Consider the following 24,423-nt stretch of genomic DNA (forward strand, 5'->3'; position numbering starts at 1 on the left):
ACGTAACTGGATACATGGTAGCCTTCTAGCTAGCTTGTCTAGCAATATCTGAATGGATCTCCACGTTCCATGGGCCAGAGGAAGGCAAAGAATGAACGCGACAGAAATGGTCGTCCTTCTCGACGACGCCGGTAGGCCCATCGGCGAAACCCCCAAAGAAGCAGTCCACACCCAAGAGACGCCACTGCATCTTGCCTTTTCCTGCTACCTGCTCAATGACCTTGGCGAACTCCTCCTCACACGCCGCTCCCCTGAGAAGAAGACGTGGCCAGGTGTGTGGACCAACAGCTTTTGCGGCCATCCGGCTCCCGGCGAGGACGCCGAGGATGCTGTTCTCCGTCGCGCGCATTATGAACTGGGAGTGGACGTGCGGCGAGTCGAGCTGGTCCTCCCTGACTTCCGTTATCGCGCCGTCGACCCTTCGGGAATCGTCGAGAATGAGCTTTGCCCTGTCTACGTGGCCCGGGTGCTGGGATCGCTCAGGCCAAATCCACTCGAAGTGTCTGACTACGCATGGATGTCGCCAGGACTCCTTGCAGAAGCCCTGGAGAGGACTCCTGACGCGTTCAGCCCATGGCTGGCACTGCAATTTCCCCAGCTCGTCGAAGCTCAAGCGCTGGGCCTCGGAGCACGAGCATGACTCTCACGTCCAGTGCCACGCGCGTCAAGACTGATCGCCGTAGGTCCGATCTCTGCTCCGCCATCGAGGACGAATTGGGTGGAATCATGTCCGGGAGAGCCCTTGCAGCGGCCCCGTACGGTCCCGGTTTTGCCCGGCTTTGGGCGCTTGCCGGTGAGAACGTGCTCGGCGGGAAATTTGTTCGTCCGCTACTCCTCATGGAAATGTACGACGCCCTGCAAGAGCCCGGCATGCGCACGGACCGTCATCATTCAAACCGGCAGACCGCCATCAGCATCGCGGCCGCCGTCGAGCTCCTTCACTACGCCTTCCTCCTGCATGATGACGTGATCGACGGCGACCTTGTCCGCCGCGGCAGGCCAAACCTGATCGGGTCCCTCCTGACGGAAGCCGGACTCCCCCGCGCCGGTAGCCAGCCCGGGCAACAGGCAATTCTGCATTGGGCCCGCACGGGCGGGATCCTGATGGGCGATATGTTGTTGGCCGCCACCCATCAGGCGTTCGCAAGGGCGGACCTACCCCACCCGCTGCGTCTCCGGCTCCTCGATCTCCTGGAACACACGATTATCGAGACAGTGGCCGGAGAGCAACTCGACGTGGGGCTGGGCGACGGCGTCATCGCCCCCGAACTTGAGACAATCCTCATGATGTGCGGATACAAGACCGCCACCTATACCTTCGAACTTCCGCTTCGCGCGGCCGCCGCCCTGGCCGGTGCTGAACCTTCCACGGAATCGGTCCTCGCCACGGCGGGCCGACATCTTGGGCTGGCCTTCCAACTCCAGGACGACTTCTTGTCAACGTTCGGGGATCCCCGCCAGCACGGCAAGGATCCCTTTTCCGATCTGCGTGAAGGCAAACAAACGGCCATCATCGCGTATGCGCGGATGACCAGCGCGTGGCCAGCGATTGAGCCCTGGTTCGGTAGGTCCGAACTCAGCGGCCTGCAGGCGGAGCACGTACGCCGACAGCTTAGCGACTGCGGGGCCGAGGCCTTCGTCCAAGGCTTGATCCGGGAGCAACTGGCAGACTTCCACGAAATCCTACGGAGTCACGCAGCAAACATTCCGGAAACCGCACGCAACGTCCTGATCGATCTCGCCGCGCAACTGAAAGGACGCCAATCATGAGCATCGATATCGATACGTCCTTTACGCATTTCACGCGGACGGCCGAACGCGCCGCAAACCAGGTCATTGCCGCCTATTCCACCTCCTTCGGGCTCGCAACCCGGATCCTCGGACCCCGCCACCGCCAGCACGTACGCAACATTTACGCTTTGGTGCGCGTGGCCGATGAACTCGTTGACGGCGTCACTGCCGAAGCCGGCCTGAGTCACCAACAGCAAAACGACGCCTTGGACCACTTCATCGACGAAACCCATCGCGCGCTCCGGATCGGCTACAGCAGCGATCTCATCATCCACGCCTTCGCCCAGACGGCACGTGTGGCGGGGATAGATGAGTCCCTGATCGACCCCTTTTTCGCCTCAATGCGCACGGACCTCGGCGAGCGCACGGGAACGCGCGCCGTTCCTCTCCGCTTTGATGCCGAGGCTCATCAAGGGTACGTGTACGGTTCGGCCGAGGTAGTTGGACTGATGTGCCTTCGCGTCTTCATGCGCGGGGAGAACGTCGACGACGGCGATGCCTCGGCTTTGCGGTATGGCGCCAGCAGGTTGGGCGCTGCTTTCCAAAACATCAACTTCCTGCGCGACCTCTCCGATGACACGGCCCGGCTGGGCCGCAACTATCTGGGTATGGCAGACCACCTCGAGGACCGGGATCGTTTGGAATGGGTGAAGACGATCCGTGCCCAGTTGGACGATGCCAACTCGGTCATTCCCCTCCTTCCGCGCGACGCCCGGGCCGCAGTCAGAAGTGCGCTGGCGTTGTTCGCCGCCCTGACGCGCCGCATAGAAAAAACCAACATTGACCAGCTCTACCGTTCCCGTGTGCGCGTCCCTGACGCTTTCAAGGCAGGACTCGCCGCCCGGGCAGTCGCAGCAACCTGGCTGGAGCACCGCTGATGATGCGGCCGCGAATCACCCGGACAGTCGTGATTGGTGGTGGCATCGCTGGGCTTGCCACCGCCGCCCTCCTGGCGAAGGAAGGGCATGAGGTGCAACTTCTGGAGCGGCTCGAGCACGTGGGAGGCCGGGCCGGAACGTTGGAGCGGAACGGTTTTCGCTTCGACACGGGACCGTCGTGGTACTTGATGCCTGGCGTCTTTGACCACTTTTTTGAACTGTTGGGAACCAGCACCGCGGAACAGCTCGATCTCCGCACACTCAATCCCGCCTACCGCGTTTTCAGTGAACCAAACCACGACGGCGGGCGGCCGGATCCCCTCACAGTCCCGCTGGGCAGAGACCAAGTCATGCGGACGTTCGAGCGGGTTGAACCTGGGAGCGCACAGCGCCTTGCAGCCTACCTGGCTTCGGCAAAGCAAACCTCGGACATGGCTGAACGCTTCTTCCTCTACAACCCCTTCACCCAGCTGCAATCGCTACTGCAGCCCGAGATCCTGCGCGGTTTGCCGGAGCTGGCCCGCCTCCTGCTCACTCCGCTGGAGAAGTTTGTTTCCCAGCGTTTTCACCACCCTGTGCTGCGTCAGGTCCTGGGCTACCCGGCCGTCTTCCTGGGCACCAGTCCGGCTGAGGCGCCAGCCATGTACCACTTGATGAGCGCATTGGATCTTGGCGATGGCGTCCAGTACCCCATGGGTGGCTTCACACACCTCGTGGAGCGCCTCGAAGCGTTGGCACGTGAAGCCGGTGTACGCATCCAAACCGGGGCCGAGGTCGTCCAGATCACCACCCGCGAAGCAGCCCGGGCTGGAGGCAAGGGGCATCTGGGCGGTTTGGACCGCCGTCGTCGATTGCCTGGAACCGCCAAACGCGAGGTGACCGGCGTCCGGTGGCGGGAGAAGCAGGGCAGCGAGCATTTCAGCGTTGCGGACATCGTGGTTTCCGGTGCGGATTTGCACCATACAGAAACCGCCCTGTTGGCCGCTGAGGACCAGAGTTATCCGGCCACATGGTGGCGGCGCCGAACCAGCGGTCCCGGTGCTGTACTGGTGATGCTCGGCGTGAAGGGGCGGTTGCCTGAACTCCCGCACCATTCGTTGTTCTTCATCAAGGACTGGCAGGCAAACTTCGAGTCGATCTTCGGCAATCAGCCCAGTATCCCGGACCCCGCTTCCATCTATGTTTGCAAACCCAGTACCACAGACCCAGGCGTTGCCCCACGCGAGCACGAGAACCTCTTTGTGCTGATTCCCATACCCGCGGACCCGGGAATCGGATCAGGCGGGCCGGACGGTGCAGGCGACTCCCTCATCGAGAGGACTGCCGACGCCGCCATCGACCAGATCGCGGGATGGGCCAACATTCCTGATCTCCGTGAACGCATCGTGGTCCGGCAGACCATTGGACCCGGTGATTTCTCCCGCGACTACAACTCCTGGCGCGGGGGCATGCTCGGCCCGGCGCACACCCTGGGACAGAGCGCGATGTTCCGTGCCCAGAATGCTTCCAAGCGCGTGACGGGGCTGTTCTATGCCGGTGCCACCACCGCACCAGGCGTAGGCGTGCCCATGTGCCTCATCAGTGCGGAACTGGTGCTGAAAAGGATTCGCGGCGACCACAGCGCCGGGCCCACCGTTATCGACCCCAGCCACCTGAAACGTACCGCCAGCAGGATGCGCTGATGGGCATCGTCTATCTGGCCGCGCTGCTGACCGGCACTGTGTGCATGCTGATGCTGGATCACCGATTCCGGTTGTTCTTCTGGCGCGACGCCAGAGCGGCGGCGATCGTGACCGGCGTCGGGATTCTGTTCCTAATGGGCTGGGACCTGGCCGGTATCGGTCTGGGAATCTTCCTGCGTGGAGAGGGTGCAATCGCAACCGGGGTGATGCTCGGACCGCAATTGCCCCTTGAAGAGCCTGTCTTCCTGCTCTTCCTGGTGCTGTGCACGATGGTGCTTTACACAGGAGCGCGGCGGATTCTTGGCCGCAGTTCCAGGCTGCCGCGTGAGAGCGCCCGGCGACTTGAGGATCGGCGACTGGAGGATCGGCGACTGGAGGGTCGGCCACCCGACGATCAGCGACTTGAGAAGAAGAGCGTATGACGTACTTGTGGCTCTCACTCGTGTTCGTTGCGCTAGCGGCCGTGGTGGGCGTGGCTTGCGTCCGGAAGGGCGCCAGTTCCAGCGAAGCCAGGCAGCACTGGAAGGCGGCCGGCCTTGCCTTCGGGGCTCTGGCGGTGCTGACAGCGGCTTTCGACTCCATGATGATCGGGATGGAACTCTTCCGCTACGACGCCTCACATATTCTGGGCCTGAAGATCGGGCTCGCACCCGTGGAGGACTTCGCCTACCCCCTGGCGGGCGTGCTGGTTCTTCCCGGGCTCTGGGTATGGTTGACGCGGGGGCGGCAGCCAATACAGCGCAGGAACCTCAAAGGCCTCATCCCCCAAGCCCTACTGGCGTCACGCCCCATTAGTTGGATCAACACGGCATATCCGTTCGCTGCGGCGATGTTTCTGACTACTCGAGAGGTCGACTGGGTGCTGGTGGTCGGCACGCTGTATTTCCTCATCCCCTACAACCTGGCGATGTACGGCATCAACGATGTGTTCGACTACGCCTCGGACCTGCAGAACCCGCGAAAAGGCGGCATTGAAGGCGCCCTGCTTCAACCGAGGCTGCACCGGCCAATGCTGTGGCTCGCCGCCATCACCAATGTGCCATTCCTTGTTGTGCTGGCGCTTGCGGGTGGCCCTGCTGCATGGCTGAGCATCGCCGTGAGCGCCTTCGCCGTGGTCGCCTATTCCGTGGCGGGACTGCGTTTCAAGGAACGTCCTGTCCTGGACTCGCTGACGTCCAGTACGCACTTCGTAAGTCCCGCCGTCGTAGCTTTGACGTTGGCGGGCGCCGAGATGACGCCGGGACTGCTGATCCTGCTCGCCGCATTCTTCTTGTGGGGCATGGCGGCGCACGCCTTTGGAGCCGTCCAGGACATCGAACCGGACCGGCAGGCAAATATCGCTTCCATAGCGACAGTCTTCGGTGCCCGGCGAACGGTGCGGCTCGCCGTCGTGCTCTGGCTTGTTGCGGGTCTCGCCATGCTGGCCACGCCGTGGCCCGGGCCGCTCGCAGCAGCCATCGCCGTCCCGTATATCGCCAATTGCGCTCCCTGGTGGAACGTCACGGATACGACGGCGGCACGCACCAACACTGCGTGGCGCCGTTTCATCTGGCTCAACTACGGATCGGGATTCCTGCTCACGCTGATACTGATCCTGCAATGGAACCTGACGTCATGAAGCGGTAGATCCCGGGTCCTGTGGTTGTTCATCGGTTGGGTCGTCGTCGATCGCGTCCACGGCCTCGCGCATGTGCTCAAGAAAGTCCATGACCACCCGCGCTTCTTCCGGACTCAGCGCGCTTGCAACGTCCAGAATCCGGCGATGCATGCCACCCAGCGTGTGCCGGACTTCCTGGTCCGAACCTGCAGTAGGCCGCAGGATCAAGGCCCGACGATCCGAAGGATGCGCTTCTCGCCGGATGCGTCCGGACTCCACCAAACGATCGATCAGCGTGGTCATTGACGCTGACGTTATGCCCAAGCGGTCGCCCAGGTCCTTGGGTTTCATCACCTTGCCCGCAGCTTCAGCTTCGAAAAGGTACCGCAAGGCCAAGAGGTCCTTTTCACCCATGCCCATGGCCGACCGGGTGCGTCGACGCATGGCCTGTTCCGAGACACGATAATCCCGGAGGGCATTGAGGACGTCAACAGCAAGGGCTTTCTGTCCGGGGTCCTTGCCGTACCAATAGCCCTTAGCGTGGCCGATTGCGTCCATCCCATGATCCTTCGATAAGCGTGAAGCTTGCTTCCCTAGCATCTGATCCTAATTCACGGTGCTGGGTGAACACAGGGAGGGATGATTTGGATGGTTTTCCACATAGGCGCTTTGGCCCGTCCCTAACGCAGATGGCTGCTGGAAGAGTATGGGTATGGAGCCAGACCGAGAGGGCCAAGCAGCTAAGGCGGCTTCCGCTGTGCCTGGTTCTGTACCTGTGGCTACTGGCTCTCGGGGCTCTGATGTCGCGGATTTGCTTGCGACGCTGGGCTCCTTCCAGGTCGGCGTAGCTAGCAATGAGCTGATCGACCAGATACGTGGCCTGGAAGACGTGAAGTCAGCGATCGCGGCTTTGCAGGCGCGAACGTCGGTCGCGTTCGACCTTGCCCAACGCCGCGAACAAGCCGCCACTGGCGTCCCCTCCGCTGAGCAGGGTCAGGGTGTGGGTGCGCAGATCGCCCTTGCACGGCGTGAATCGCCCAACAAGGGCTCCCGGCTCCTCGGACTGGCCAAGGCCTTGGTCTCGGAAATGCCCCGCACCATGACCGCCCTGGAAACCGGGCAACTGAACGAATGGCGGGCCACCCTGCTGGTGAAGGAAACAGCCTGCCTCTCCGTCGAAGACCGGGCAGCCGTTGACGAAGAACTCGCCCCGGATACCGGGACGTTCGACGGCGCCGGGGACAAAACCATCATCGCCGTCGCACGGGCCGCAGCCTACCGGCGTGACCCACGCTCCGTCACCCAACGCGCAGAGGACGCCGCATCCGAACGGCACGTCAGCCTCCGGCCCGCCCCGGACACCATGACCATCCTTACCGCGCTGCTCCCCGCCGCCCAAGGCGTCGCCGCCTACGCCGCGCTCAGCCGCCATGCCGGCTCCGCCCGCTCCGGCGGGGACACCCGGACCCGGGCACAGGTCATGGCCGACACCCTCGTCGAACGCCTCACCGGCACCCCAAGCGGCATCAGCGGCATCAATGTGCAGCTCGTCATGACCGACCGCGCCCTCTTCCAAAGCGACAGCGAACCAGCACGGCTCCAAGGCTACGGAATCGTCCCCGCCGGATGGGCAAGAAACCTCGTCACCGGAGGGCAGGCCGCTGGGAGCCCGGAGTCCAAGGAAAGTAAGGGTTTCAAAGTCTTGCTCCGCCGGCTCTACACCTCACCTGCCAGCGGTGAACTGCTGGCCATGGACTCCAAAGCCAGGCTCTTTCCACCCGGGATGCGCCGCTTCATCCAAACCCGCGACGACACTTGCCGCACACCCTACTGTGACGCGCCCATCCGCCACATCGACCACATCGTCCCCTGGCACAATGGCGGCGCCACCAACCTGAGCAACGGCGCTGGACTCTGCGAAGCCTGCAACCACACCAAAGAAAACCCCGGCTGGACCGCCAAAACAATGCCCGGTGGGCGGCATCAACTGGAAATCAACACCCCCACCGGACACAAATACCAGTCCAAAGCCCCACCCCTCGGATCCCGATACGAGGAAGATTACCCCCGTTCGAGGACTAGGCCGACATCATGTGACCGTTGCAGATCACGTAATGATTGACATGACATAACTCACATTCTGTAAGCTGGATTGAAAGTCACGCAGCCGGCTTCCCTCGTTCTATTTCGGGAGGTCCGCATGGCCCCCAATTCCCTTAAATCCGAGATCCTCCTCGCACATGGAGTCGCGTCTTCCGCGGCTGCTGTCGCTCGAAGAAGAGCAGCAGGACACCATGTCGCACCCAATAAACCCGACGCCCTCCTCGGGGCGATAGCCGTACGGCAACTGTTTCACCGGTGGCCTTTGGTTCCATCGCGCGAGCTTGAACGCATCCGCCACGTCCTCATCCACTGCGATCAGCTGGGCTCGGCTGATACCCATCATTTGTCCGAGCCGGCCCAAGCGCTTCTGGAGCTCATCAACACCGAGTTGGATCGGCGTCGTTCATCGGACAATTCGCACGCGGCCGAAGCAATGCAGCGGGGTGCCGCTTAATGGCGGGGCATTTCGAAGTCGTTGACGCCACTGACGGTGACTGCAGGGTACGCCTCGTCGATGATGACGGGATCGAACTCGCGCTCACCGTCACTTATAGGGACAAAGGCGCAGCAGCCAAGGCTATTTACACGCTGAGGGAAATCGCAGCGAGTGGCCTCGTTGAGGACCACACGTCTTCGTTTTCCTTCCCCAACTGAGGCGCATTAGCGGTTGTTCCCATGGCGGGGAACAACCGCTAATGCTGCGACCAGCCCAAAGAGCCGTGCCGGTCTATGCCCGAACGATCGGCAGTCCTGCGGTCGGGAAGACGCTGGGAAAGATCGACGGCGGCGGGACGGGTACCGTGTCCAGCGGCACCGTGATGGTGTCCGCGCTGACGGTGACGTCGTGATCCCGAACCCGAATCAGCAGCGGCTCATCGCTGTAACCGGAACCGGTAACGAGCGCGAGCGCGATGGATCCCTGAACGAGTTCCACAGACAGCAAACGGCCACGGACCTTGAGCCTGAAGGAGAGGCCTTCCCACTCCACGGGCAGCCGCGGATCGAAGCGCAGTACCTCGCCCTGATCACGCATTCCGGCGAAACCGCAGACCAAGGAGCTCCAAATTCCGCCGGTGGAGGCGATGTGGACGCCGTCGATTGTGTTGCCGTGTGAGTTGTCCAGGTCAATGAACAACGCTTCGGTGAAGTGCTTCAGCGCGACGTCGCCATACCCAACTTCGGCAGCCATGATGCCCTGCACGCAGGCGGAGAGGGTGGAGTCGCCGGTGGTGATGGGGTCATAGAAGTCGAAGGCGCGCTGCTTTTCCTCGGCTGAGAAGTCCTGCCACTGGAGGAACATGGCCAACACTGTATCGGCCTGCTTAAGGACCTGGTGCCGGTAGATCACCAAGGGGTGGAAGTTCAGCAGGAGGGGGTACTTGGACTTGGGCGTATTCCAATCCCACGGCTCCAAGGTCATGAAGTCGTTGTCCTGGCTGAAGACCTCCAGGTGGGGATCGTAGGGCAGGGACATGCGCTCGGCAGCTTGGCGCCACACCAAACGTTCCGTGTCAGCGATGCCTTCGTGTTCCAAGGCAGCCGCGGCACGGAGGTTAAACCGCGCCATAACGTTGGTGTAGAGGTTGTCGTTGACCACGGCGGTGTATTCATCCGGCCCGGTGACGCCGTGAATGTGGAAGAGGCCATCCTTTCCGAAGAAGCCCAGGGAGACCCACATGCGTGCTGTCTCAATCAGCAGGTCGGCACCGATGTCGGCGCGGAAGCTGGCGTCGCCGCTGGCCCACTCGTACCGGTTGGCGGCAAAAGCGATGGCCGCTGCGATGTGGAATTGGGCTGTTCCGGCCGCGTAGTAGGCACTCGCTTCCAGCCCGTTGATGGTGCGCCATGGGAACAGAGCTCCGTCCACGCTGAGTTCCTTGGCGCGGACACGCGCGTCCGGAAGCATGGCGTGCCGTGATTCGAGCACCTTCCGGGCACCGTCAGGATTGGTGTACGTCAGGTAAGGAAGCAGGTAGACCTCTTGGTCCCAGAAGTAGTGGCCTTCATACCCGGAGCCACTGACGCCCTTCGCAGGAATGCCGGCGACCCCGGCGCGGGCTGTTGCCTGCGCAAGCTGGAAGAGGGCCCACCGCACGGCTTGCTGGAGTTCGGGCTGGCCGCCGATGGCCACATCCGCGGTGGTCCAGTACTGGCTGTAGTGGGCCTGGCTCTGCGCGAGGATTTCGGAGAACGGCACCAGGTTGGCCTCGGCGTCCGCCGCCAGGCTCTCGCCGCCGTCGTCGTCGTCCGCCAGTGTGCGCCCTGCCACAACGTAGCTGACGGTTTTCTCCAGACGGAACGCTTCGCCGCTGTTGATGGCCAGGACGTAGCGAACGGATGATTCGTCCTCTGCCACGGCAGTCTCGAAGGGCTGGCCTTCCGCGGAGATCCAGTGATCCACGGCCATGGCGATGCGCTGGCGGGATTCCGAGGTCTCCCACGCCAGGCGCAATGAGCCATCGGCGCCCTGGAGGTGCAGCGGCAACAGAACACGGCCGGCGTGCCGGCCGGATCTCCTGGGGTCATGGACCGAGTGGTCCTCCACAGGCTGGTCCTGGCGGTTTACGACGCCGGAAACGATGTCCGCGGACACGTCGCGGTCAGCGCTCACGGACAGTTCCAGGCCAAGACATCCGCGCGAGTCGAACCCGACGGCGCGGCGCTCCACCGTGGTGACGGTAGCGCCGGAGCGGCAAGCCCACGTGGTGGTTTCCTCATAGACGCCTGTGGAGAAGTCCACACTTCGGTGGTAGTCCAGCACCGTGGATTCGGCCAGACTCAGGGGCTCACCATCGATTGATACCGTGAAATTATTGGCGTCCGGGACGTACACAATCCGCTGGCCGGTACGCGCAAAACCGTATGCGTTCTCGGCGTGCTTGATGTCCCAGATCTCGTGGAAGCCGTTGATGAACGTTCCGGGAAGCTCGCCGTCGCCCCGCGTGGAATGGGCCCCACGGACGCCAAGGTGGCCGTTGCCAAGGGCGAACAGCGTTTCCAGGGTTCCCTCGTCCCCGGGGACGTGGATACTTTCCACGAGCTTCCAAGGCTCGCAGGGAAAGCGCAGCCGATCAGAGCTGATGAGTGCCATGGGCTAAAGAGGTCCTTCGAAAAGTAGGGTCAGAGAAGATCGTTGAGGTCATCGACCACAAGGGTGGCGCCGGCGTCGAGCAGTGTTTGGCGGCCGGCGCCGCGGTCCACGCCGATGACGGCTTGGAAGTTGCCGGCACTGCCGGCCTGCACGCCGGAAACGGCGTCTTCCACCACGATGCATTCCTGTGTGGGGACGTCCAGCAGGGAAGCTGCGTAGGTGAACGTGGCCGGATCCGGCTTGCCCGGAAGCCCGACGGCGGCGGCTACCTGACCATCGACGACCACCGTGAAGTGGTGGTCAAGTCCGGCTGCCTTCAGTACGGCGGGGGCGTTCCGTGACGAGGACACGACGGCGACCTTGAGTCCCAGCTCGAGCGCGGCGTTGATGAACTTTACCGAGCCTGGGAAAGGCTCGACGCCGCGCGTGTCCACGATCTCGTTGAAGATTGCGTTCTTGCGGTTTCCCAGGCCCTGCACGGTTTCATTCGTGGTGGCGTCATCCAGCGGCCCTTCCGGCAGCGTGATGCCGCGCGAGGTCAGGAAGTCCCGGACGCCGTCGAAGCGTGGCTTGCCGTCGATGTGATCGAAGTAGTCGCTTTCCTGGTATCCCTGCGGGTGGCCTGCCTCGGCAAGGTAGCCATCGAAGAGTTCCTGCCATGCTTGCTCGTGCACCACGGCAGTGGGCGTCAGCACGCCGTCGAGGTCGAACAAGAGCGCCGAAGCGCCAGTCCAGGCATTACGAAGATCAGTCATGTGCATAGTTCCGTTCAGCGCTTGTGGCGCGTGGTTTTGCGTTCGATGAGCTTGGTATCGAGCAAGTGATTGGAGGGTTGGTTGGGGGGATCTGTATTCAGGAGTCGTTCACACAGCAGGTTCGCGGCGAAGGCACCTTGGTCGGCAACGGGTTGTGCCACGGTGCTGAGCCCAAGAAACCAGCTCATGGGATGGTCATCGATTCCGATCACGGACACATTTTTGGGGACGGAGAGGCCATGCTCACGCAACGCCATCAGCGCTCCGAACGCTGCTTCGTCGCAATGGGCGAACACCGCCGTGGGCCGTGCGCCGCGGGTGATGAGTTCGGTCATTGCCCGGCGGCCGTCGTCGATGCTTGGCCCAGCAGCCACCACAAGGTCCGGGTGGACGGTGAGGTGGTGTTCATCCAGTGCACGCCTGAAGCCGCGGAACCGCGGGGTCTCAGTCACAACGGAGTGTTCATTGCTCGAGAGAACGGCCAAGTCCCAATGGCCCAGTCCCAGCAGGTGTTGGGTGGCCTGCCAAGCTGCGTGCTCGTCATCGATACCAACATTGTCCCACGGAACATTCCGCATGCCCACGCTGGCAACTGCCAGCCCGGAAGCCTCCAAAGCTTCCACTTCCTGCGGGTCGAGGTCAACGTTGAGCAGCAGCAACCCGTCCACCCTTTGCGCCAGCCGCTCAAGGTCGCCGAAGACTTGCTTACGGACGCTGGCCTTGTTGCGAAGGCTGATCAGGACGGTGTCGTAGCCGCTGTCGCCGAAGACCTCCTCTGCCGCTTCCACGGCCTGCGCAAAGAACCACGCTGTGGCGGTGGGGGCGATGATGGCCACGGAACCCGTGCTGCCACCGGCCAGTCTTGACGCTGCTGCCGAGGCTTTGTAGCCGAGCTTGTTTGCGGCTTCCGCCACTTGCCGTTGGGCCTTTTCGGAAACGTTGGGGAGATTCCTCAGAGCCCTGGACACCGTACAAATGGACAATCCGGAGAGGACTGCAACGTCCTGGATTGTCACCCTGTGAGTCCTAACCATGCAACACGGCCTCAACCCTTTCCATACTCGAAGACACGTTATGAGAACGGCGCGGCACGCAAGGGAAAGTCCTGTTGGGGCGAGCCGCAAGCCAAAAGTGTAAGCGCTTACAATTTTGTCATTCAATAGTGTGTGGCCGAATGCGAATTTGTGACGCGAATCTCACGGAAAGGTTGATTCTGGCGGGCCGATGCCGTCTAATCCAGAGGCCTGCTTCAGGGCCCTACAGCCCGTTTAGCACGTAGTACCGAAGGAACGCACTGACATCCACCAACTCCGCAGGCTCAATCCTGTGCCCCATCCCCGGGTAGGTACGCGCCGTCAGGGCTACATTCGCGTGCAACCACTCTTCGGTGTGGGCGATGGCGTCTTCGTTGATCACGGGGTCTGCCTTGTCACGGCCCCAAAAGAACGGCGGAGGTGAATCAAAGGATTCACTCAGTGCCAAGAGGTCGTTGTCCAGGACGAAACCAGACAAGCCCACCGTTGCCTTGAAAGCGTGGGGCCTCAGCCGCAGCAGCGTGCTGGCCATGGCCATTCCCTGCGAGTAGCCGAGCAGGCTGACGCTGCTGTGGTTCTCTTTCACGGTGTTGATCCAGTTGAAAACGGAGTTGGTGGAAGTGATGACATCGGCGAAGTCGTTTGTGAGGAAGTAGTCCAGGAGGAACCAACCGTAGTGGTCGCCGATTTCCTTCGGGCCGCGCAGGGCCGCGCAGGTGAATTCCGCGGGAAGTGCTGGAAACAGATCCACCATGCGCTGCTCGCTGGTGCCGTAGCCATGCATCATCACCAGCAACGGCGTACCCCCACGCTGGTTTTCGGGCTTCGACCAGACCACTGAATCCATGGGACGAGCCTAGTAGACTGGCCCCATGACACCGCAGGAACTGGCCAACCTGGCCCATCTGCGGCGCGCCCGCGATTTCATCGATCGGGAGTACGCGCGGCCTTTGGATGTGCCCACCATGGCCGCCGGCGCCCTCATGTCCCCCGCGCATTTCTCCCGCCAGTTCAAGGCCGCATACGGTGAATCGCCTTACAACTACCTCATGACCCGGCGCATCGAACGGGCCATGGCCCTGCTGCGGGCCGGAACCAGCGTTACCGATGCCTGCATGGAGGTGGGCTGTACCTCCTTGGGCTCCTTCAGTTCACGCTTCACTGAGATCGTCGGCGTGACGCCCAGCGAATATCGCTCACGCGAGCACCATGCGGTGAAGGCGATGCCCACCTGCATCGCGAAGCAGCAAACGCGCCCTGAAAGAAACGGCACTAAGAACCTGAGCAGGATTGAAGAAGCGCCCGCCTCGCAGCTGCAATAGCGTGTGAGACATGAACATTTCATTGAAGTACGCACACGTTACTGTCAACGATGTCGATGAGTCGCTCGCCTTCTACCGCGACGCACTCGGCTTGGAAGTCCGGAACGACGTCGGCTCGGACGGCCAGCGCTGGGTTACCCTCGGCAGCGATGCCCAGCCGGACCTCGAACTCGTTCTGTCCCCTCCGCACGCCGGCCGCTCGCAGGCTGACGGTGACGCCATCCAGGAGCTGCTCACCAAGGGCGTCATGCCCATGCTCGTCTTCAACACGGACGATCTCGACGCCACGTTTGAAAAGCTGCGCGCGTCGGGCGCCGAAGTGCTCCAGGAGCCGATTGTTCAGCCGTGGGGTCCCCGCGACTGCGCCTTCCGCGATCCGTCCGGGAACATGATCCGCATCAATCAGGGCTAACACCCAAGTATCAGTACGACGACGGCAGGTGACTGGCGCACTTACCGGCCTGCCGCCGTCGTGCTTTCCACGGAATGTGAGTACCTCAGCCACCAATTAGTGGCTCAACAGGCCAGCGCTTGAGCGTTCGCCGTACTCATGGGTCGAGGCGATGGCAGCAGAAACGACATCGGAGAGCCTAAGCCGCCGGCTGTAAGCCTGACGTTGGAGACGTTCACCCGTGCCACGACGCAGGATCTTCGCCACGCCGGACCGTGCGAGTGCCAGGTCCCCGGACTGAGTCAGCGCCCCGCGAACGTGCCTCAACAAGGCCCCCGCCACATCCGCAGCAGGATATGGCCGGTGGTCCATTGGGTGAATCAGTTGATCGTTGATGCCAAAGCGGCTGGACCGCCAGTTGGCCATGCGCAACAGGCTCGTCAAAGCGTCTGACGGCGGCTCCCCCTGCCGCCATTGTGTCGCCGCAGTCTCCACCAAAGCCCGGGCAATCACGGCGATGGTGAGTGCGTCTTCGGCGTACAGGCAGACGTCGGCGATGCGGAGTTCAACGGTGGGATGGCCTCTGGAAAGGCGGGCATCGAAGTAAATCATGCCCTCGTCCAAGGGGACGCCAGTGCCTAGAAGATGCCCCAGCACCTCACGATAGCCCTCCGCCGAGCCGAAGACATCCATAGGCCCGGCCGTGGGCCACCTGTTCCAAATTTGGGTCCGGTAACTGGCAAAGCCTGTGTCGGAGCCCATCCAAAATGGAGAATTGGCACTCAAGGCAAGGAGCACAGGCAGCCATTGGCGCATCCTGTCCAGGACGCCCGCGCCTTCATCCGGCGATTCGATGGCCACGTGCACGTGGAATCCGCACGTGAGCTGCTCGCGCGAGATAAGGCCAAACTCGGTTCCCATGGTTGCATAGCGTTGATTGCCCAGGGTGGGCGTCGCGTGGAATTCCGGGGGCGTGGCCAAGGCTGCCACCCTGGCTCCCAAGGTCCGCGCAGCCGAGTCGGCCAATGCCCGTCCAAGGCGGATCTCGTCGCGAAGCTCCGCTGCCGTCCGGCAAGGCCGGGAATTCACCTCAATCTGTTCCTGTTTGAACTCGGACTTGAGGGAATCCCCGGCTTCCGGATAACTTGCCGTGTTCATGTGGGGTTGGGCAGCCAGGTCCAGAATGCCGGCCGCAAGCGGAAGCGGCATCCCGTCAACAGGATCTGCGATCAGCAACTCTTCTTCGACGCCAAACGTGCGCATAGCTACCCTCCCCCGCAGTAATGAAATTAGAGGCCGTGGTTACCCCACGTGGCGCGGAACCTCCATCTGGAAACCGCAGCGGCAATGAAGCACCTGCGTTTGCAGGTAGACCTCGAACAGGCTCGGGCCGCCCAAGTCGTCGGTGCTCCGGGGTGGCTCGATGATGCTCTCCGAGGGGCGTCCCAACGTCATGGGCTCGCCACAGTGCGTGCAGCTGAACCACAGTCCGGCTGCGGACGTAGACAGGAATTCGGTTTGGATCTCCGGTACTAGTTCAGCAAGGGGCACGGGGTGGGCGTAAAACGTATCGCACTCACTGCAGGTGTAGCTGACTTCAACGATTTCGGACTGGTTCGGCTCTGCTTCTACAACGGTCTCAACGAAAATGTACGAGTCAGTATCGCAAACTGTGCACCAAGGCCGTGTGGCGGTGTCAAAAGTTGCGGGTTTCGCCCCAACCATGGGTTTAGGGGCGGGAATAGGGGATCCAAGCGTCATTGCCATTCTCCTTTATGCACGTATCCACCGCGAGGTGGGTTCCGACAACATATTGAATCGCGTCGGGAGAAGCTGATTGCTCCTCGAGGAGGCCTGCATGGATGCACGCGGCGAGCCGGCCGATTGTGGCCACAGCTTGAGGTGCAGTTCTTGTACCATCTTGGATGGCTTCAGGTCATGAGTCTCCAAGGGCTATCTGCTTAACCCACCTATGAATGTAGTTCATTAGTGGCGGGCGTCACAAGTGTGCAAGGTCCGCCGCAGCCTCCTACGGCTCAAAGTGGGCCACCGGAGCTTGCTCCGCCACAGCCTTGATGAGCTGCTCAGCCACATCCCTAAGTTTTTGGTTGCGGCCATTGGAAGCCTTGGTAAGGATCTTGAAGGCCTCATCCTGGCTACAGCGGTTTTGGCCCATAATGATGCCGCAGGCCAAGTCAATCACTGTCCTCGACTGCATTGCCGTCTGGAGGTCGTCAGCATGCTGCTGCTTAACGCCAATCCTCACGGCCAGCCTCAGCGAACGCTCGGCCTGGCTGGCGTACAGCTCACAATTCCGGATTGTCTCTTCGTCGTAGACATGGGCCTTCGGGGCAAAGAAGTTCAGGGCTGCAGTTGCCCCCTCATCCAACTCCAGCGGGACGCAAAGGGCTGAAAGGTGCCCGCGTTCCGCGATGACGGTGCAGTACTCGGACCATCTTTCCTCGGTGGAAGTATCGGGTACATGCACTGTGGTATGGCTGCGCATGGCCTCCAGGCACGGGCCATCACCGTAAGCTTGCTGAACTTCATCGATCAGCCTCGCTTCATGGGTACTTCCGGCCACAGTGGCAGAGCGGCGTCGCCTGCTCAAAGTGATGCCGCACAGGACGTCCAGGCCTACAGTTTCGGAAACGGAGGCCGCGGAGAAGACGGCAAGATCGTGCAGGAATCCCGCTACATCATCGCTGTCGATCACCAAGTCCTGAAGTTGTTCAGGCACCGAAACGTCGTCAGGCGATGGGGCAATATCCGGCGCCGTTGGGACATCGTCCGGCACCGCAAAATCAACGCGCATTTCGTCCATGATTCAGTTTACGATCGTCCGGAGCCAACTCGTCACCCCCTGAAGAACAAGCACCGAAAACCTTGCATCTGCGGTGCTCCTATGTGCACAATCTAGCTAGAGTCCGCATCGTCGGACAGGCTTTACAGCTCATGCAGACGGGCACCCCGCATTAACAATGCAGAGGTAAATCCCATGTCGGCCCAGCCCGAGTCCAGAGTTCCCGACGAAGCCCACCAACCAGACGAACCCCTATGGTGTACACGCTGCAATACCGACCAACATTTGGTGGTGGATTCGATCCAATCGCATTACCCTCCCACCCCGAACACGGTAGATGTGGCCTACGAATGCCACGCCTGCAACTACTCCTATGACCAGACCGCCACGGTACAAAGGGTGGCCGTCGTCCTGAACCGCCCCGGGGTTTCCCAGGGAATACTGCAGTTCGGGGGCCAGTACTTGCACTGCGGGGAACCCATGAGGACCAGTAGCTGCGAGCTACGGCGGATCCAGGCCCCGCTTGTCCTGAAGCCTGGGGGCCAACTACGCATGTACGAGGTCATCATCAATACCCGCATCCTCCGCTGCCCGTGCGGCTTCCGCATGGAAATCCCGGACTAGATGCAGTAATCACGCGCCATCAGCAACGAAGCAAGTTTTAACAGAGGTAGAGGAACAGGAAGGGAAAACATGCAGACCGATTCAAAGAAGGACGAGTCTCCAGTTACCGGGACTGATCACAGGCCGGTTAGAAAGCACAAGCTTCCGGATCCGCCGGACCCAGACAATCTTCCGATCGATTACCCCGCCTCCGGGTGGGATATCAACAGGTACTCCCCGAGTGTCGCGCGCGAGCTTCATCGGCGTGCCACCCACCTACGGGGCGTTTGACCTTGAGTGACTTCCCGCCGGACCCTTCACATCCCGATCCCACCAGGGAACCGGGACCCACACCGGAGCCCGTTCCCCTTCCGGAACCAGGGCCTCCCCCGGTCCCAGACCCAACGCCGGGGCCAACCGTGCCGTCACCCCCGGCGCCGCCGGGTCCTGGACAACCGTCTGGACAACCGCCTCTTTAGGAGGTTTCCACCCCCATAGACCGGATCCCGGCAAATCCCCCAGTCAGGATCCGATGCAAGGGCATGTCGCACTACAGGGAGTGCGGCATGCCCTTTGGCGCGCCCCGAAGGCACCCGCGAGCCGAGCATCCCACCACATGCAATCTTTGTTTATGTTGATTTCTATTGACTTGCCAACACAAACAAAGATAGAGTCAAGCAATTCCACATCGTTGTGACAGCAGTCACTGATGCGGCTGCACTAACAAATGGCTTTACCGCAATGGAGGGTAAGTGTTCGCTGAAGAGCGCCAACAACTGATCTCCGCACTCGTCGCCGAGCGCGGACGGGTGAGCGTCACCGACCTCGCCGACCGTTTCAGCATCACCACGGAGACCATCCGCCGTGATCTCGCAGCTCTCGAAGTTTCGGGGAGCCTGCGCCGCGTTCATGGTGGGGCCGTCCCTTCGGACCGCTTGAGCACCCGCGAGGAAAGCATCCTTGAGCGCGCCATCCAGCGCCAATCGGAGAAACACCGCATCGCAACTGCCGCACTCGCCCTGATTCCGGAACTCACCACGGGGAGCATCCTGCTGGACGCCGGCTCCACAACGGAAACCCTGGCAGACCTGCTCGCCCAGCGCACACCCGCAGCCAACGGCAACGAAGAGCTCGTGGTCATCACCCACGCCATTCCCATCGCGGGCAAACTCTCCTCCACAGCCGGCATCGCCCTCCAAATCCTGGGGGGCCGCGTCCGCGGTCTGACCCAGGCCGCGGTGGGACAGTCCACGGTGGAGGCCGCCTTCAAGCTTCGTCCGGACATCGCCTTCGTCGGCGCAAACGGCATCCACCCCACCTTCGGGCTAAGCACGCCCGATCCTGAAGAAGCCGCGGTAAAAGCCGCCTTCGTCAAGTCAGCCCGCCGCGTTGTGGCATTGGCCGATTCTTCCAAGCTGGACGCCGAGACATTGGTCCAGTTCGCCACCCTGAAGGATGTTGACACTTTGATTACAGACAGTGAACCCTCCGCTGAACTCAGCGCAGCCTTGGCCGACGCCGGCGTTGACGTGGTGATCGCATGATCGTCACACTGACGGCCAATCCAAGCCTGGACCGCACAGTCGAACTTACGGCACCTCTCGCCCGCGGCGGGGTACAGCGCGCTGTCGCCGTCCACCAGGAGTCGGGCGGAAAAGGCGTCAACGTTTCCCGCGCCCTGGTGGCCTCGGGCCTGGAAACACTAGCCGTCCTTCCGGGCGCTGACTCGGATCCGGTACTTTCCGGACTGCACGACGCCGGTGTGCCGTTCGCTGCCCTACCCATCGGTCAGGCGCTACGCAGCAACGTCACCCTCACCGAACCGGATGGCGTCACGACCAAGATCAACGAACCCGGCCCGGAGCTGAGCGACGAACAGCAGGAAGCCCTGATCGGGCTGTTGCTGGAGCGCTCCCGTGGCGCCAGCTGGGTGGTTCTCGCCGGTTCGCTCCCACCAGGAGTGCCTGCGGATTTCTACGCCACAATCGCTCGTCGCCTCCGGTCGAACACTGATGGGTCGGCCATCCCCGGCATCGCCATCGACTCTTCCGGGGCTCCGCTTGCGGCAGCTTTGAAAGGCGATGCTGCAGGAAAACCCGATCTCCTCAAGCCCAACGCGGAAGAGCTCGCAGAGCTCGCTGCCGCTGCCGGTTTCACCATCGTCTCAACCGCTGACGAACTGGAAGCAGACCCGGCAAGAGCCGCCCAAGCTGCTGCCGCCGTCGTCGAAAGCGGTGTGGGCGCCGTTCTGGCAACACTCGGATCCAAGGGCGCAATCCTGGTGACGGCTGATGGGGCGTGGCTTGCCACGCATCCTCCCATCCAGGCCGTCAGCACGGTGGGTGCCGGGGATTCTGCACTGGCCGGCTACTTGCTGGCTGCTATCCAAGGCGGTTCCGCCCAGGACTGCCTTCGTCAGGCCGTGGCACATGGTGCCGCTGCTGCTTCGCTGCCGGGCTCCACTGTCCCTGCAGTCCACCAGACAACCCCCAACGCCGTAACCATCACGGCCCTCCAGAAGGACTAACAGTGACTCAGCTGATAACACCCCAATTGGTCACCCTCGACCAGAACCTGGGCGACTCCCCTGCCGACGTCATCCGCGTCCTGGCCGGCAAAGTCGCCGCTGCTGGCCGTGCTTCCGAGGTTGAAGGGCTCTTCACGGATGCCTTCGCCCGCGAGCAGAAGACCGCTACCGGCGTCCCCGGCGGCATAGCGATTCCGCACTGCCGCTCGGCCGCAGTCACCGAGCCCGCCCTTGCCATGGCCCGTCTGTCCCACAAGGTGGACTTCGGCGCCAAGGACGGCCCGGCTGACCTCATCTTCTTCATCGCAGCCCCGGACGGCGCTGACCAGGAGCACCTGAAGCTGCTCTCCAAGCTGGCCCGCTCCCTCATCAAAAAGGACTTCACGGCAGCGCTGCGCGCCGCAGCCACTGAGCAGGACATCGTGGACCTCGTGGATGGAGCCTTGGCTGACAAGCCGGCCGCCGCGGCCGCCGAACCTGCAGCGGCACCCGCTGCCGCTGGAGCTACTGCCGCATCGACCACGACGGCGGCTGCCGGACCCAAGCGCATCGTCGCTGTGACCGCGTGCCCCACTGGCATCGCCCATACCTACATGGCGGCTGACTCGCTGGTTGCCGCAGCCCAGGAAATGGGCGTCGACCTCCAGGTTGAGACCCAGGGTTCCTCCGGCGCCAAGCCGCTGGATCCGGCCATCATCGCCGCTGCCGACGCAGTGATTTTCGCTGTCGACGTGGACGTCCGTGGCAAGGAGCGCTTCGCCGGAAAGCCGGTCATCAACGCTCCGGTCAAGCGAGGCATTGATGAACCCACCAAGATGGTCCAGGAAGCGTTGGCTGCTGCGGATGACCCGCACGCACGCCGCGTCCCGCACTTTGGTGCCGAAGAGCAGGCCGAGCGTGCTGCTGAGGAAAAGGGTGAGCACATCGGCCAGAAGCTGAAGCGCGCACTCCTCACGGGTGTTTCGTACATGATCCCGTTCGTAGCCGGTGGCGGCCTGTTGATTGCCATTGGCTTCCTGCTTGGCGGTTACGAGATCACGGGCTTCGCCGACAAGATGCTGGTTGAGAACAACATCTTCAACCTGCCCACCGAGTTCCCGAACAACGCCTGGGGTCCGCTGGGCGCCTACATCGGTGCCGTGCTGTTCAAGATCGGCGCGCTGTCCCTCGGATTCCTGGTTCCCGCTCTGGCCGGCTACATCGCCTACGCCATCGCTGACCGTCCCGGCATTGCCCCCGGCTTTGTTGCCGGCGCTGTATCCGGGTTCATGGGTGCAGGCTTCCTGGGAGCCATTGTTGGTGGTCTGCTGGCCGGCTACATCGCCTTCCAGATCGGCAAGCTCGATGTTCCCCGCTGGCTGCGTGGCCTGATGCCTGTGGTCATTATTCCGTTGCTCGCCTCCCTGGTGGCCTCCGGCCTGATGTTCCTGATCCTCGGCGCACCGATCGTGGCACTGACCAAGGCACTCAACACCGGCCTTTCGGGCCTGACCGGCGCTGGCGCAATCGTCCTCGGCGTCATCCTTGGCCTGATGATGTGCTTCGACCTCGGTGGCCCTGTCAACAAGGTTGCCTACTCGTTCGCAGTTGCCGGTCTCGGTACCGCCACCGTGGCAAACCAGGCACCGTGGCAGATCATGGCCGCAGTGATGGCAGCGGGCATGGTTCCGCCCCTCGCCATGGCTCTGGCGACTGTGCTGGACAAGAAGCTGTTCTCCTTGGCTGAACGTGAAAACGGAAAGGCCGCATGGCTTCTGGGTGCATCGTTCATTTCCGAGGGCGCCATCCCGTTCGCCGCTGCTGACCCGCTCCGCGTCATCCCTGCCAGCATGGTGGGCGGTGCCGTAACCGGTGCCCTGTCCATGGCATTTGCGGTCACGTCCAAGGCTCCGCATGGTGGCATCTTCGTGTTCTTCGCAATCGACAATTTCCTGCTGTTCTTCCTGTCGATCGCTGTCGGTGTGGTCATCACCGCCCTCCTGGTGATTGCCCTCAAGCGCTGGGCTGTCCGCAAGCCGGTTGAGGCCGAGGCAGTTCCCGTCCCAGCAGGCGTGTAAGTCCCAGCAGGCGTATAAGCGCCGGCAGATACCCGTCAGCCCAACAGCACCCAAGCAATCAGAGGACCAGATACATGCAGACCTTCTCAGGCGTAGGCGTAGCTCCCGGGCGCGTCCTGGCACCGGTAAAGCAGATGCCGAAACCGGTCCAGGAACCGCACGCGAACGTCAACATTCCTGCCGACGTCACGGTTGAATCGCAGGGGCAGCGCATCAAGGACGCTGCCAAAGCGGTCCAGGCGGAACTGAGGGCCCGTGCGGCTACGGCCAACGGAGAAGGCAAGGAAGTCCTGGAAGCAACGGCTTTGATGGCCGCCGACCCCATGCTGGTGAAATCGGCCATCAAGCTGTTGTCTCCCGAGGCTCCAGGCGGTGCACGGACTGCTGAACGTGCAATCTGGGAGGCTGGCGGAACGGTGGCTGAGACCCTCAAAGGCCTGGGCGGGTACATGGCCGAGCGCGTGGCGGACGTCCTCGATGTCCGGGCACGCATCGTGTCTGAGCTTAGGGGCCTGCCCGCACCTGGGATTCCCGCCTCTGATGTCCCCTTCATCCTGGCGGCTGAGGACCTGGCGCCTGCTGATACTGCAACGCTGGACCCCTCCAAGGTGGTCGCGCTGATTACCTCCAGCGGCGGACCTCAGTCGCACACAGCCATCCTTGCCCGCGCTCTTGGCCTGCCCGCCGTAGTCGCTGCTCCAGGCGTAGACGAGATTGCGGACGGCACTGAGGTTTATGTGGATGGCGCCGCAGGCACCATCACCGTTGAGCCCGATGAAGACCTGCGGTTGGCTGCCAAAGCGTGGGCCACACAGGCTTCCACGCTGACGGCCTTCAGCGGGAACAACACCATGGCAGACGGTTTCCGGGTGCCGTTGTTGGCAAACGTTGGCACTGGCGCGGATGCGGTCAAAGCGGCCGACGCCGGCGCCGAGGGCGTTGGACTTCTGCGCACGGAATTCTGCTTCCTGGATCGGGACGACGAACCCTCGGTGGAGGAACAGATCGCGGCCTACGGGGCGGTCTTTGCAGCCTTCCCGGGTAAGAAAGTTGTGGTCAGGACCCTGGACGCGGGCGCGGACAAGCCCCTGCCGTTCCTCACCAATGCCGACGAACCGAACCCCGCTCTCGGTGTCCGCGGCTACCGCACGGACCTCACGTCCCCCGGTGTCCTCGAACGGCAGCTCGAGGCCATTGCCGCCGCCGAAGCAGCCAACAACGCCGAGGTCTGGGTCATGGCGCCCATGATCTCGACGGCGGACGAGGCCGCGCGGTTTGCCACACTTTGCGCCGCCGCCGGGCTCAAAACCCCGGGCGTCATGGTGGAAGTCCCGTCGGCAGCGCTCACCGCCGCCACAGTTTTGCGCGAAGTCAGTTTCGCCTCCCTGGGCACCAATGACCTCACCCAGTACGCCATGGCAGCAGACCGCCAGCTTGGGCCGCTGGCCACCCTGAACGATCCGTGGCAGCCGGCAGTTCTGCAGCTGGTCAAGCTAACGGCCGACGGCGCCGCCCAGGTCAGCGGCGAAACCGGCACCGCAAAGCCGGTAGGCGTCTGCGGTGAGGCAGCAGCGGACCCGGCCCTCGCCGTCGTACTCGTTGGACTTGGCGTGGCAACGCTGTCAATGAGCGCCCGGGCGCTTGCCGCCGTCGCCACCGTACTTGCCACGGTGACTGTTGCCCAGGCGCAACAACTCGCAGCGACCGCCCTGGCGGCCCCCAACGCAGCCGCGGCACGCAGCGCGGTCCGGGCCCAGCTACCCATCCTGAACGAGCTCGGCCTCTAGAC

At 62.6% G+C, this 24,423-nt stretch carries 23 protein-coding genes and 1 pseudogene; 16 read left to right on the forward strand and 8 right to left on the reverse strand.

Translation table 11 applies throughout. The annotated features are described in order from the left end of the window. Positions 1-91 precede the first annotated feature (91 nt). The 6 genes and pseudogenes from idi to KSW38_RS02845 all read left to right on the forward strand — a co-directional run bounded on the left by idi (position 92) and on the right by KSW38_RS02845 (position 5,969). Positions 92-640 (forward strand): isopentenyl-diphosphate Delta-isomerase, encoded by a 549-nt coding sequence (gene idi, locus KSW38_RS02820; RefSeq protein WP_216922476.1) that lies wholly within the window; start codon positions 92-94, stop codon positions 638-640. Further along, positions 637-1,770, forward strand: coding sequence for a polyprenyl synthetase family protein (locus KSW38_RS02825; RefSeq protein ID WP_216922477.1), 1,134 nt, complete (start codon positions 637-639; stop codon positions 1,768-1,770). Before idi ends, KSW38_RS02825 begins: the two co-directional genes overlap by 4 nt. Further along, positions 1,767-2,669 (forward strand): phytoene/squalene synthase family protein, encoded by a 903-nt coding sequence (locus tag KSW38_RS02830; RefSeq protein ID WP_216922479.1) that lies wholly within the window; start codon positions 1,767-1,769, stop codon positions 2,667-2,669. The genes KSW38_RS02825 and KSW38_RS02830 overlap by 4 nt, the downstream gene beginning before the upstream one ends. Before the next feature lie 14 nt (positions 2,670-2,683). Beyond that, positions 2,684-4,351: a phytoene desaturase family protein gene (gene crtI / locus KSW38_RS02835; RefSeq protein ID WP_216922851.1), complete on the forward strand. Its 1,668-nt coding sequence runs from the start codon at positions 2,684-2,686 to the stop codon at positions 4,349-4,351. Beyond that, positions 4,351-4,668 (forward strand): annotated as a pseudogene (locus KSW38_RS02840) (lycopene cyclase domain-containing protein); the annotation flags it as partial. The gene crtI and the pseudogene KSW38_RS02840, both read left to right, overlap by 1 nt. 101 nt (positions 4,669-4,769) lie before the next feature. Beyond that, entirely contained in the window at positions 4,770-5,969 is a 1,200-nt protein-coding gene (locus KSW38_RS02845; protein ID WP_216922483.1) for a prenyltransferase, read from the forward strand. Here the strand turns inward: KSW38_RS02845 and KSW38_RS02850 are convergent. Continuing rightward, the gene (locus KSW38_RS02850; RefSeq protein WP_216922485.1) at positions 5,964-6,506 is read right to left on the reverse strand and encodes a MarR family winged helix-turn-helix transcriptional regulator; all 543 of its coding nucleotides are present in this window, start codon (positions 6,504-6,506) and stop codon (positions 5,964-5,966) included. The two genes, KSW38_RS02845 and KSW38_RS02850, sit on opposite strands and share 6 nt — an antisense overlap. Positions 6,507-6,660: 154 nt before the next feature. Between KSW38_RS02850 and KSW38_RS02855 the strand changes: the two genes are divergently transcribed. The 3 genes from KSW38_RS02855 (at position 6,661) to KSW38_RS02865 (ending at position 8,705) form a co-directional block, all read left to right on the forward strand. Beyond that, positions 6,661-8,070: an HNH endonuclease gene (locus tag KSW38_RS02855; protein ID WP_428982346.1), complete on the forward strand. Its 1,410-nt coding sequence runs from the start codon at positions 6,661-6,663 to the stop codon at positions 8,068-8,070. Positions 8,071-8,148: 78 nt separating this feature from the next. After that, positions 8,149-8,505: a hypothetical protein gene (locus tag KSW38_RS02860; protein ID WP_216922490.1), complete on the forward strand. Its 357-nt coding sequence runs from the start codon at positions 8,149-8,151 to the stop codon at positions 8,503-8,505. Next, positions 8,505-8,705, forward strand: a complete 201-nt coding sequence (locus KSW38_RS02865; protein WP_216922491.1) for a YegP family protein — start codon at positions 8,505-8,507, stop codon at positions 8,703-8,705. Before KSW38_RS02860 ends, KSW38_RS02865 begins: the two co-directional genes overlap by 1 nt. 73 nt (positions 8,706-8,778) lie before the next feature. On the opposite strand, the gene KSW38_RS02870 is transcribed toward KSW38_RS02865, so the two are convergent. The 4 genes from KSW38_RS02870 to KSW38_RS02885 form a co-directional block, all read right to left on the reverse strand. After that, positions 8,779-11,142: a glycoside hydrolase family 65 protein gene (locus KSW38_RS02870; RefSeq protein ID WP_216922492.1), complete on the reverse strand. Its 2,364-nt coding sequence runs from the start codon at positions 11,140-11,142 to the stop codon at positions 8,779-8,781. A 29-nt stretch (positions 11,143-11,171) separates the two neighbouring features. Then, positions 11,172-11,903 carry an HAD family hydrolase gene (locus KSW38_RS02875; RefSeq protein ID WP_216922493.1) on the reverse strand — a complete coding sequence of 244 codons (732 nt, stop codon included), beginning with the start codon at positions 11,901-11,903 and terminating at the stop codon, positions 11,172-11,174. Between the two features lie 8 nt (positions 11,904-11,911). Further along, positions 11,912-12,913 (reverse strand): LacI family DNA-binding transcriptional regulator, encoded by a 1,002-nt coding sequence (locus tag KSW38_RS02880; protein WP_308169275.1) that lies wholly within the window; start codon positions 12,911-12,913, stop codon positions 11,912-11,914. Positions 12,914-13,154: 241 nt separating this feature from the next. Continuing rightward, a complete protein-coding gene (locus KSW38_RS02885) occupies positions 13,155-13,778 on the reverse strand; it encodes an alpha/beta hydrolase (RefSeq protein WP_216922495.1) in 624 nt (207 codons plus the stop codon). 25 nt (positions 13,779-13,803) lie between these two features. Between KSW38_RS02885 and KSW38_RS02890 the strand changes: the two genes are divergently transcribed. Both KSW38_RS02890 and KSW38_RS02895 read left to right on the forward strand, forming a co-directional pair. Beyond that, complete coding sequence (locus KSW38_RS02890; protein ID WP_216922496.1) at positions 13,804-14,253, forward strand: helix-turn-helix transcriptional regulator; 450 nt, start codon at positions 13,804-13,806, stop codon at positions 14,251-14,253. 10 nt (positions 14,254-14,263) lie between these two features. Continuing rightward, positions 14,264-14,665, forward strand: a complete 402-nt coding sequence (locus KSW38_RS02895; protein ID WP_216922497.1) for a VOC family protein — start codon at positions 14,264-14,266, stop codon at positions 14,663-14,665. A gap of 96 nt (positions 14,666-14,761) precedes the next feature. On the opposite strand, the gene KSW38_RS02900 is transcribed toward KSW38_RS02895, so the two are convergent. From KSW38_RS02900 to KSW38_RS02910, 3 genes are all read right to left on the reverse strand, one after another. Continuing rightward, the gene (locus tag KSW38_RS02900) at positions 14,762-15,907 is read right to left on the reverse strand and encodes a glutamate--cysteine ligase 2 (protein ID WP_216922499.1); all 1,146 of its coding nucleotides are present in this window, start codon (positions 15,905-15,907) and stop codon (positions 14,762-14,764) included. A gap of 39 nt (positions 15,908-15,946) precedes the next feature. Continuing rightward, on the reverse strand, positions 15,947-16,405 hold the full coding sequence (locus tag KSW38_RS02905) for a hypothetical protein (RefSeq protein ID WP_216922500.1): 459 nt from the start codon (positions 16,403-16,405) through the stop codon (positions 15,947-15,949). Between the two features lie 268 nt (positions 16,406-16,673). Beyond that, positions 16,674-17,468, reverse strand: coding sequence for a GAF and ANTAR domain-containing protein (locus KSW38_RS02910; RefSeq protein ID WP_216922502.1), 795 nt, complete (start codon positions 17,466-17,468; stop codon positions 16,674-16,676). Positions 17,469-17,738: 270 nt separating this feature from the next. On the opposite strand from KSW38_RS02910, the gene KSW38_RS02915 reads away from it, so the two are divergent. The 5 genes from KSW38_RS02915 (at position 17,739) to ptsP (ending at position 24,421) form a co-directional block, all read left to right on the forward strand. Continuing rightward, the gene (locus KSW38_RS02915) at positions 17,739-18,071 is read left to right on the forward strand and encodes a hypothetical protein (protein ID WP_223947614.1); all 333 of its coding nucleotides are present in this window, start codon (positions 17,739-17,741) and stop codon (positions 18,069-18,071) included. A gap of 731 nt (positions 18,072-18,802) precedes the next feature. Further along, positions 18,803-19,594: a DeoR/GlpR family DNA-binding transcription regulator gene (locus KSW38_RS02920; RefSeq protein WP_216922506.1), complete on the forward strand. Its 792-nt coding sequence runs from the start codon at positions 18,803-18,805 to the stop codon at positions 19,592-19,594. Then, entirely contained in the window at positions 19,591-20,577 is a 987-nt protein-coding gene (locus KSW38_RS02925) for a 1-phosphofructokinase family hexose kinase (protein WP_216922508.1), read from the forward strand. Before KSW38_RS02920 ends, KSW38_RS02925 begins: the two co-directional genes overlap by 4 nt. 2 nt (positions 20,578-20,579) lie before the next feature. Continuing rightward, positions 20,580-22,634, forward strand: a complete 2,055-nt coding sequence (locus tag KSW38_RS02930; protein WP_216922510.1) for a PTS fructose transporter subunit IIABC — start codon at positions 20,580-20,582, stop codon at positions 22,632-22,634. A gap of 74 nt (positions 22,635-22,708) precedes the next feature. Then, entirely contained in the window at positions 22,709-24,421 is a 1,713-nt protein-coding gene (gene ptsP, locus KSW38_RS02935; RefSeq protein ID WP_216922513.1) for a phosphoenolpyruvate--protein phosphotransferase, read from the forward strand. The last annotated feature ends 2 nt before the right edge of the window (positions 24,422-24,423 follow it).

The organism is Paenarthrobacter aromaticivorans (assembly GCF_019038615.1).
Classification (GTDB): domain Bacteria; phylum Actinomycetota; class Actinomycetes; order Actinomycetales; family Micrococcaceae; genus Arthrobacter; species Arthrobacter aromaticivorans.

Bases quoted from the DNA above. Each gene is read 5' to 3' on its own strand.
- KSW38_RS02895 (WP_216922497.1), top strand. From the start codon at position 14,264: ATGAACATTTCATTGAAGTACGCACACGTTACTGTCAACGATGTCGAT.
- KSW38_RS02855 (WP_428982346.1), top strand. From the start codon at position 6,661: ATGGAGCCAGACCGAGAGGGCCAAGCAGCTAAGGCGGCTTCCGCTGTG.
- KSW38_RS02905 (WP_216922500.1), bottom strand. From the start codon at position 16,405: ATGACGCTTGGATCCCCTATTCCCGCCCCTAAACCCATGGTTGGGGCG.
- KSW38_RS02885 (WP_216922495.1), bottom strand. From the start codon at position 13,778: ATGGATTCAGTGGTCTGGTCGAAGCCCGAAAACCAGCGTGGGGGTACG.
- KSW38_RS02860 (WP_216922490.1), top strand. From the start codon at position 8,149: ATGGCCCCCAATTCCCTTAAATCCGAGATCCTCCTCGCACATGGAGTC.
- KSW38_RS02875 (WP_216922493.1), bottom strand. From the start codon at position 11,903: ATGCACATGACTGATCTTCGTAATGCCTGGACTGGCGCTTCGGCGCTC.
- ptsP (WP_216922513.1), top strand. From the start codon at position 22,709: ATGCAGACCTTCTCAGGCGTAGGCGTAGCTCCCGGGCGCGTCCTGGCA.
- KSW38_RS02925 (WP_216922508.1), top strand. From the start codon at position 19,591: ATGATCGTCACACTGACGGCCAATCCAAGCCTGGACCGCACAGTCGAA.
- KSW38_RS02850 (WP_216922485.1), bottom strand. From the start codon at position 6,506: ATGGACGCAATCGGCCACGCTAAGGGCTATTGGTACGGCAAGGACCCC.
- KSW38_RS02825 (WP_216922477.1), top strand. From the start codon at position 637: ATGACTCTCACGTCCAGTGCCACGCGCGTCAAGACTGATCGCCGTAGG.
- KSW38_RS02830 (WP_216922479.1), top strand. From the start codon at position 1,767: ATGAGCATCGATATCGATACGTCCTTTACGCATTTCACGCGGACGGCC.
- idi (WP_216922476.1), top strand. From the start codon at position 92: ATGAACGCGACAGAAATGGTCGTCCTTCTCGACGACGCCGGTAGGCCC.
- KSW38_RS02900 (WP_216922499.1), bottom strand. From the start codon at position 15,907: ATGCGCACGTTTGGCGTCGAAGAAGAGTTGCTGATCGCAGATCCTGTT.
- KSW38_RS02865 (WP_216922491.1), top strand. From the start codon at position 8,505: ATGGCGGGGCATTTCGAAGTCGTTGACGCCACTGACGGTGACTGCAGG.
- KSW38_RS02870 (WP_216922492.1), bottom strand. From the start codon at position 11,142: ATGGCACTCATCAGCTCTGATCGGCTGCGCTTTCCCTGCGAGCCTTGG.
- KSW38_RS02890 (WP_216922496.1), top strand. From the start codon at position 13,804: ATGACACCGCAGGAACTGGCCAACCTGGCCCATCTGCGGCGCGCCCGC.
- KSW38_RS02845 (WP_216922483.1), top strand. From the start codon at position 4,770: ATGACGTACTTGTGGCTCTCACTCGTGTTCGTTGCGCTAGCGGCCGTG.
- KSW38_RS02910 (WP_216922502.1), bottom strand. From the start codon at position 17,468: ATGGACGAAATGCGCGTTGATTTTGCGGTGCCGGACGATGTCCCAACG.